Consider the following 7,722-nt stretch of genomic DNA (forward strand, 5'->3'; position numbering starts at 1 on the left):
CTGAAAGTAACTCGACAAAAATATGTCACCACAATCTTGTCCTCTCGACGGAGGAGTGATCACACAAGAAATGTCACAAAGAAAATCACCAATCTTTGGCGAGTTCCGAGTGCGATCCCTCGTTCCTCGGAATGGCAAAATAGGCGAAATTACGGTTGTGGTTGCCTCGTTCCTCGCAATGAGAAATAGGGATAAAAAAAAGACTGCCTATTTTACAGACAGTCTCTTTCAAACTAAAAAAACAAAAAGTTAATGACTTTTACTATTTTCAAAACCCAAAATAGTAATCATATAAGGCGTATTCGAAACTTTGATCTTTTTTGCAATTGTCATACTGGATAAACTAAGCTGCAATAATTCTCCCGTTGTTGGAGAAGTGATATAGGCAAAATTCTCTGTTAATTGCATCTGAGGTTTAAGTGCAGCATCACTGGCTGTTTCTCCAATAATTTTTCCTTCTTTTTCGATTTGTAAACTGGTTAGATTAAATAATTTAAACTCACCTGAAAGCAATAGAATCCCTAATTTGCTGGTGTTGTAGCTTACTTTACATTGCATAATGTTGGTGTTTTGCAAAATTGGTTTGATGGTTCCCGCTGTAACATCAATTAAATAGGCACCTTTTGCGGCAGTAAATCCTATAAATTTTCCTTTGGCTTTAGTCTCTAAAATAGTTCCAAACCAAGCGGTTCCAAAATCTTCGGGAAGTGCAATTAGTTTTTGTTTTCCTGAACTTTCTACCACGAGAACACCGCTTGCAGAACCAAAAACAGCGTAAGTTCCGTCAGAAGCATTTCCATGAATTCCTTTTGTTGCAACAGTCGATTCAAACAGTGTTTTTCCTGTATTATCGATAATTTTTACTTTTTCAGGTAATGTTCCCGCAACCGAATTGTCTTTTTGGGTAACCGCGTAAGTTCCGTTTAAGAACGTTGCCATAGCCCCGTGATGTGCCAATAAACCTGCATTTATGGTTTTAAATTTGGCTCCGGCAGTATTAATCTCTGATTCTTTGGCTACAGATAATGTTCCGTCTCCGTCATTAAAAGTCAGCAATTCCCCAATTTTACTTTTAAAGTGCGTTGGCAGAAGTGATTGTCCGGTTAAGGAACCAAATTTAGGAGTTCCGTCTACATCAACATGATCTCCGTGGCTTTCGAATCCGCTGTCAAAAGTTTCTACCATATTATCTGCTCTGTGAACAAGTCCGGAATATCGGCCGGATTCTGTGGTATAAAGAGATGATTTTGCAAATTTGGCATTAAAAGAATTTATTGTTGCATCAACGGGATTTACGAGTGTAACTGCTGTTGTTTTTTCGTCGGAAAGTAATATTCTTAAATATTTGTATTCGGTCAGCGTTTCATCCAGCGTTTCAGGCGTATTGTCATCGTCATTGCTGCAAGAGAGCACGAAAGAAGATAAAGCAAATAGGAAAATGAGTTTGAAATAATTGTTTTTCATTGTAAACGTGTTTAAATTAATTTAGTTTTAAAAATGTGTAGATTAGAAATTGATGGTAATTGGCATTGATTTGTACACGCTCAGGTTATAAGAGGTGTTTTTATACAGAACTACCCAATTGTATTGCCCGGATTGCCATGATTTGTCTGCGGTCGTAGGGTTTCCTTCGGTATCTTTATCAGCGCCAACGACGATACTTTCTCCACCCCAAACGTCATTGATTTTTTGCAGTGTCGCGATTTTTGAAGCTGCCGGAAGTCCTTTGTGTTCTGCTTTAGAAATCACGATTACTTTTTTGAAATCAAGATTATCAATACTTTCGGGATGGTAATTAAGGCTCTTTTTGATCAAAACCGAATATAAAATACCGTCGCCCATGATCTGGCTTACTTGTGCATGCGCTGTAATGATATCATTCTTTTTGAAGATTAATTCCGGTTCAACCCAGGTATTCATATAATAAATTATATCGTCATTTCGCGAAAGCATATCGCGTCCAATTAGCGGATCAGCAGGCATATTGGCAGGATCTGTAATCGTAAGTTCTTCTTTGATTTCGAGTTGCGATCCGTTTTCATCCAGCACAATAAAATAGAAATCGAATTTACCTTCGGGAGCATCGGCAGGGATATTAAAATGTTTGTGTACGTTGGTGTTTTTTGCACCTTTGTATTCGATCCAGGAAACTTCGAATCTCCAGTCTTTAGTATACGTTTCTCCTTTTTTAGGAAGAATCTTAAGTTGTACATCGGCAATTTTATCACCGGCAACAACATCAGCATTAAAATGGAAATCCCTGCCAATTAAAGCGCGTTTGTTATTAGCGGTTCCAATTTCGACAGCTGTCGCGGTTGGTTTTAAAACAGGTTTATCATTATCGTCGTTACTACAGGCCGTGAATCCGGCACTAACGGTCAAAAACAGAAGAAATAATTGTACTTTTTTCATGTTGGAATTGGGTTTGTTAATTGTGTTCATATTATTTTTATTGATGTATTAAAAAGGGAATTCTAACGGATAGAATAATGTTTCTGCTGGCTTCAGGGAGTTCGATCAACCTGTAAAAACTGGTATGATTGAGGTATTTGGTATTCAATAAATTTTGAATTTGCATACTAATAATGAAATCCTGCTGACCGGCTTTGATTTTCGTTCCCATTGCCAGATTAAAAACGTTACTGCTAGCTGTTTTTTTCTCCGGCGGAACAATTTGATTTTGTTGCGCGGTATACCGATAATCAAGAGAGAAATACGTGTCTTGCAAGTTTTTGATTTCCGGATTGTACGTCATCCCAAACAAAACCGAAGCAGGAGGAGAGAAGGGAAGCGTATACCCTTTTTTGCTCCCTGATAATTGTTCTGAATACAGGTATTCGGCCAGAATCTCACCGCTTACATTTTTCAGGAACTGATAACGCATTTGCAGTTCACCACCGTAACGCATGACTTTGCTTTGCTCGTATTCAAAAACCTGATTGCCGGCGCCGTAATAAATATCATGTTGCGAAGTAGGATTCAGGTAAATGTAATTGGGGAAATAATTCAAAAACGGACTCAGCTGAACTGACCATTTATTTTCCTGCCATTCCATACCAAGATCTAATTGGTACGAACGTTCTGCTGATAAATTGGGATCTCCTTTTTCGAATCTGAAATAATGATAATTGACTCCGTTTGAAGCCAGTTCTTTGGCAATTGGCATTCTAAAACTTGTTCCTAAATTGGCTTTAAGAGATAATTGTCCCGGAGTATAATTTACGCCTGCTGACCAGTTGAAACTGTCAAATGTTTGGGTCAGGTCATCAGAACGCTTTAAATATTCAGAACGCGTTTCTCCATTTAGGCTGATTTCGCTTTGAAACCAATCGGTGTACTGTTTCATGTCGATGCGGCCATGATCAAAGCGAACTGCGCCATGAAGCAGCCATAAATCGTTAAGCTGAATTTTATCATAAACAAATAATCCGGCATTCAATTGCTTAAAAGCAGGAATCAGAAAGCTCCATCCGTTAATATCGTTTTGTTGCTGTTCCGCATTTATTCCAATCGTAACCTGATGATTTTTAAAGGCAAGTTGATCTTTAACAGCAACAGAAAAAACTTCTTTATCGTATTGTCTTTCCAAATCCTGCGGGGCATACATATCAGCCGGATATACAGGAGGCATATAACCATGATTGACGTAATGGCTCCATTCGCGACGGAAATTTTTCTGGAAACCCAATTGCGTTTCGAGTTGGTGACTTCCTAATTGAAACGAAGTGGTATTGCTGATTTTGGTATGGGTAACTTCCTGATTTGGCATTAGAATATCTCTACTTGATTTATCATGAAGATCCGTATCAACATTTCGTGGCTCAAGCCCGTGGGCATTGGCAAAAAAGCCGCTTTTGGTGTAAATGTTACTCAGATAGAATACGGATTTAAAGTTATTGGTAATATAACCCACAGTTCCGTGTACATCCATTTCGCGTCCTGCTGTATTGCGCAAATGATTTTTGTACAGCGGAACGGCATAGTTGTAAACATGAACAGTATCAGTAGGAACGCGGTAATCGCCATAATCCATGGCGGTTACTCTGGTATCAAAGAACCATTTTTCGTTTCTTCCGAATAAGTTAAGTGATCCTCCAAATTGTTCGTTATTGCTTTTTCCTGTAAAATCAATGCTTCCGCCCAAAACATTTTTAGCAGGAAAGGGTACAGGTTTTATATTAATAGCACCGCCAATAGCATCAGATCCGTAAATAAATGCCGAAGGCCCTTTGATAATTTCAACCCTATTTACGGCATATTGATCGATCTCGAGACCGTGATCGGCACCCCATTGCTGGCCTTCGTGTTTAATGCCGTTTTCAACAACAATCACCTGATTAAAGCTCAATCCGCGAATTAAGGGTTTAGAACCTCCCGAACCAATCGAAATGGTCTTAACTCCGGGAAGTCTTTGCAGGGATTGCATAAGGCTTCCGCTAAGGTTGCGCTGGATATAACTGCTGTTTACAATTTCGAGATTCAGTGATTCCTCTTTTTTTCTGCGTGCTGTATAACCATCTGAAATGATGACTTCCTGCAATTCTTTTATTTCAGGTTTTAAAAAAATATCAGGCAGTACATTGGAATTTTCATTCAAAGAAAGATTCATTTCATAAAGTGTAAAACCAGAATAACACACCGTTAATTTTTGGGTATTTTTAGGTATTTGATTCAGATAAAAACCACCCTTTTTATCCGTAAGAATAGTAAGCTTTGCGGGATGAATCGTAATGATAGCGCCTTCTAGTGGTTGCTGCCCATTCGAAAATACGCTGCCGGATATGCGCACAGACTGCGCTGCTGCATTTGTTATTATAGCAAAACAAAACAGCAACAGGCAAAAAGTGTACAATCGATTTGATTTATTTTCGTTCATCAAAAACAGCTTATAAAATTTTAATACTTAATCCTTTAATTGTCTGCCAGCCTTCTTTATCTGTCAAACGGATCATAAAATGATAATCTCCCGGATCTATATCAGCGGGAATAGTGATTTCCTGTATTGCTTCGTAACTTTTTTGCCCTTTGGGAATCGTAACGGAATTGATATACAACATTGGATTTACCGGTTTTTTGACAGGATCAGCCACACAGGTATTAACCTCTGTACTGTGCGTATGATGGTCGAAATTGTGGTGAATGTCAAGACTGTAAGATCCCAGTTCAGTGTTGTCTGTAAATTGGGCACGGAACGTAATTTTTTGTCCGCGGGTTACTTCACTGCATTGAACAGGAAATGCATTCGATGCCGAAATATCAATTACAGGATATTCCGTATCAATTCCGTTGTTGTCACTGCTGCAGGAAACCAGGGCTAACAGGCTTATTAAAACGATAGCGAGTGTTTTAGTTTTCTTCATTTTGTTGGGTTTTTAGAGGGTTCATATGTATAAAATTGAAATTACTAAAGGGGAAATTGGATATAAGAGATCCTGAAGAAAGCTGGTTTTAAATCCTGCAAAAAAGGATATAAAAACATTTCTTCTAATCAGTTTTAGGAATGTAAAAGAAGTGACGGGATCTAAAAAAGCAAGCTTAAAACGTAGTGTAACAGCGTTTAAGCGATATTCAGATTTAAGCTATGAATTTACGGGTAATAGAAAATAAAAGATACTACTATTGATTCTGATTCGATTTTTATGCAAAGCAGTTGTATACCAAAAAGGAGCAGCTTTGACACTATCAGAATATTAAAAAGATTTCTAAGCAATAAAATACCGCAAGGAAAAATGAAATAGTAAGAATCCCGAAAAAGCGAATTACTTTTTCTACATTATTTAGCTCTAAAATTTATAAATACAAATCAGCTCAGAATTGAATGATTTACTTTTATGATTTAGATAACAGGAGGTGCTCTGAGAGAGAACAGAGAACCCTTGAAAAACTCAGATAGTGATTTCGAATAAAAATGTACAAAGTGAATTATGGTACTGTTTTTATAAAACTGAAAGGACACAAAGGAAAAAGTACCAACAGGACTAAATTTAAAATGACATATTGCGCATTCTTCGTTAGAATGATCGTGTATTTTAAATTCGGTTTTCGAAGTAGAAGGGTATTCTTTTATGCTTTTGTGGCTCGCATTATGACTGTGGATGTGTTCATACGAATGCAGTACCGGAAACAGTATAGCAAATACGACTGTTAGTGGTAAAAAAAGAGATAAGATTTTAAATTTCTTTTTCATTCAGATGAATACATGCTTAACGCAATGTAGTTGCAAATATAAAATTCTTATTGGTAAATGCAACAATGTTTCATTAAAAAAAATGGATAATTAGATAATTAGGAAACTTTAATATTCTTTAAAATTTCGATTTCAGGCGGCTTAGGGTTTCCTGGGAAACATTGATGTAGGAGGCTACTATTTTGTTTGGCAATCGTTTTACAATCGTCGGATTTATTTTAAGCAGCCATTGATAGCGTTCTAAGGCATCCATTGTGGTAAATGACATCAATCTGTTGGTATTATTTACGTAGGCTTTTTCTAAATACGAACAGTAAAATTGCATCCATTCGGGAACGGTTTTGAGGAGATGATCAAAATCTTCGTGTGTAATATACAAGAGTTCTGATTTTTCGATGACCTGAATGTATTCCTGAGAAGGCAATTTGGTTATAAAACTCACGAGTGCGGTAGCAATCTGATTTTCGAAAGCAATATAGCGCGTAACATCTTTTCCTTCTTCATTGATAAAAAAGATCCTCAAACAGCCTTTGCCCACAAAATAAGTGTTTTGACTGGTTTGTCCCGCAGAAAGCAGCAACTCGTTTTTGCCTTGTTGTAAAGGTTTGAAATGCGACAAAATCGTATTGAGGTTTTCATCAGAAACCTCAATACGATTTTTTATATAATCCCTAAGCTGCTCGTATATCATTGTTTATTTATAATCTCTCACAAATTTGCGGTAATAAATAATATCTTCTATAGATAAAACTACCAAATCGTGCTGTTCTGCAAAGCTAATGATTTTACCAAGTTTAGCCATGCTGCCATCTTCATTCATTAGTTCGCACAAAACGGCTTCGGGTTTTAATCCCGCTAATTGCATTAGATCGACACTGCCTTCAGTATGTCCGTTTCGTTCAAGAACTCCATTGTTTCTGGCGCGTAAAGGAAAAATATGTCCCGGTCTGGCTAAGTCTGAAGCCTGAGCATTTACGGCGCTTGCCGCTTTAATAGTGGTAATTCGGTCCGCTGCAGAAACTCCGGTGGTAACGCCTTCTCTTGCTTCGATGGTAACAGTAAACGGAGTCTGGAAACTACTCGTATTTTCTTTAACCATATAAGGCAATTCAAGCTGATCGGCTTTTTCGTTGTTCAGGCAAAGACAGACAATTCCGCTGCATTCACGGATCATCATTGCCATATTTTGAACATTTATATGTTGTGCCGAAAAAATCAAATCGCCTTCATTTTCGCGGTCTTCATCATCAGTTAATAATATTCCTTTTCCGTTTTGTAAATGTTTCAAAGCATTTTCTACACGTTGTACGCTGGTTAAACCAAATTTTTCTAATGGATATGTTAGTGTGCTGATCATTTTGTTTTGGATATTTAAAAATTAATAAGCAGCAAATCTAGAGTTGTTTAAGACGCAAAAGTTTGATGTAGGTCAATAAAATGAGTTTTTTAGTTGGCCACGAATTACACGAATTACACGAATTTTTACGAATTTTTACGAATTATTGATTAACCACAAATTACGCAAATTTTCGCAA

Annotated in this window: 6 protein-coding genes; all 6 read right to left on the bottom strand. The window is 37.3% G+C overall.

The window, feature by feature from the left end:
* Positions 1 to 249: 249 nt before the first annotated feature.
* Positions 250 to 1,464 (bottom strand): hypothetical protein, encoded by a 1,215-nt coding sequence (locus B0A67_RS14445; RefSeq protein ID WP_072953970.1) that lies wholly within the window; start codon positions 1,462 to 1,464, stop codon positions 250 to 252.
* 42 nt (positions 1,465 to 1,506) lie between these two features.
* Positions 1,507 to 2,412 (bottom strand): DUF4625 domain-containing protein, encoded by a 906-nt coding sequence (locus B0A67_RS14450; protein ID WP_072954271.1) that lies wholly within the window; start codon positions 2,410 to 2,412, stop codon positions 1,507 to 1,509.
* A 37-nt stretch (positions 2,413 to 2,449) separates the two neighbouring features.
* Positions 2,450 to 4,876, bottom strand: a complete 2,427-nt coding sequence (locus tag B0A67_RS14455; protein ID WP_084074428.1) for a TonB-dependent receptor — start codon at positions 4,874 to 4,876, stop codon at positions 2,450 to 2,452.
* Positions 4,877 to 4,886: 10 nt separating this feature from the next.
* Positions 4,887 to 5,360: a DUF4625 domain-containing protein gene (locus tag B0A67_RS14460; protein WP_072953969.1), complete on the bottom strand. Its 474-nt coding sequence runs from the start codon at positions 5,358 to 5,360 to the stop codon at positions 4,887 to 4,889.
* A gap of 945 nt (positions 5,361 to 6,305) precedes the next feature.
* Complete coding sequence (locus B0A67_RS14470; RefSeq protein WP_207557343.1) at positions 6,306 to 6,878, bottom strand: Crp/Fnr family transcriptional regulator; 573 nt, start codon at positions 6,876 to 6,878, stop codon at positions 6,306 to 6,308.
* 3 nt (positions 6,879 to 6,881) lie between these two features.
* On the bottom strand, positions 6,882 to 7,544 hold the full coding sequence (gene ribB, locus B0A67_RS14475; protein ID WP_072953965.1) for a 3,4-dihydroxy-2-butanone-4-phosphate synthase: 663 nt from the start codon (positions 7,542 to 7,544) through the stop codon (positions 6,882 to 6,884).
* Between the last annotated feature and the right edge of the window lie 178 nt (positions 7,545 to 7,722).

Origin of the sequence: Flavobacterium aquidurense (genome assembly GCF_002217195.1) — a bacterium.
GTDB lineage: Bacteria > Bacteroidota > Bacteroidia > Flavobacteriales > Flavobacteriaceae > Flavobacterium > Flavobacterium frigidimaris.

Coding starts and splice junctions, on each gene's coding strand:
- B0A67_RS14445 (WP_072953970.1), bottom strand. CDS start 1,464: ATGAAAAACAATTATTTCAAACTCATTTTCCTATTTGCTTTATCTTCT.
- B0A67_RS14450 (WP_072954271.1), bottom strand. CDS start 2,412: ATGAAAAAAGTACAATTATTTCTTCTGTTTTTGACCGTTAGTGCCGGA.
- B0A67_RS14455 (WP_084074428.1), bottom strand. CDS start 4,876: ATGAACGAAAATAAATCAAATCGATTGTACACTTTTTGCCTGTTGCTG.
- B0A67_RS14460 (WP_072953969.1), bottom strand. CDS start 5,360: ATGAAGAAAACTAAAACACTCGCTATCGTTTTAATAAGCCTGTTAGCC.
- B0A67_RS14470 (WP_207557343.1), bottom strand. CDS start 6,878: ATGATATACGAGCAGCTTAGGGATTATATAAAAAATCGTATTGAGGTT.
- ribB (WP_072953965.1), bottom strand. CDS start 7,544: ATGATCAGCACACTAACATATCCATTAGAAAAATTTGGTTTAACCAGC.